This window comes from Bilifractor sp. HCP3S3_D3 (genome assembly GCF_052063915.1).
Lineage (GTDB): Bacteria > Bacillota > Clostridia > Lachnospirales > Lachnospiraceae > Bilifractor.
The window spans coordinates 1-443 of sequence record NZ_JBQHWP010000059.1 but is presented as its reverse complement, the minus strand read 5'-3'; the positions used below and the strand labels follow the sequence as shown (position 1 = coordinate 443).

Annotated in this window: 1 protein-coding gene; it reads left to right on the top strand. The window is 40.6% G+C overall.

Annotation, left to right across the window (positions count from 1 at the left end; translation table 11 throughout):
• Positions 1–84: 84 nt before the first annotated feature.
• The coding region (locus tag ACTNDI_RS14025) for a helix-turn-helix domain-containing protein (protein WP_441101573.1) at positions 85–443 on the top strand (359 nt) is incomplete at its 3' end.

Here is a 443-nt window from a genome sequence, read left to right as displayed (position 1 = left end):
GGTCACAAAGTTTTTGTTTGCTGACTACAGGAGAAGCTGCTGTAGACATTATTAGGCAATACATTCAATCTCAGGGTAAGAAAGATGGCAAACAGGGCAATTAAGTATCGGATATATCCTACAACGGAACAAAAGATCATGTTTGCAAAAACCTTTGGCTGCTGCCGTAAGGTTTACAATCTCATGCTCGCCGATAAGGTGGAAGGCTATAAAGCAACTGGTAAATTCCCAACGGTTACGCCGGCAAAGTATAAGAAAGATTATCCATATCTCAAGGAAGTCGATAGTCTTGCTCTCGCCAATAAGCAGATGGATCTGCAGACAGCTTTTCGCAATGCTTTTAGCAAAACCCGTAAGAAGAAAAATGGTTTTCCAAAGTTCAAATCCAAAAAACATAGCCGAAAATCTTATACGACAAACAACCAGAAAGGTACGGTTGCGAT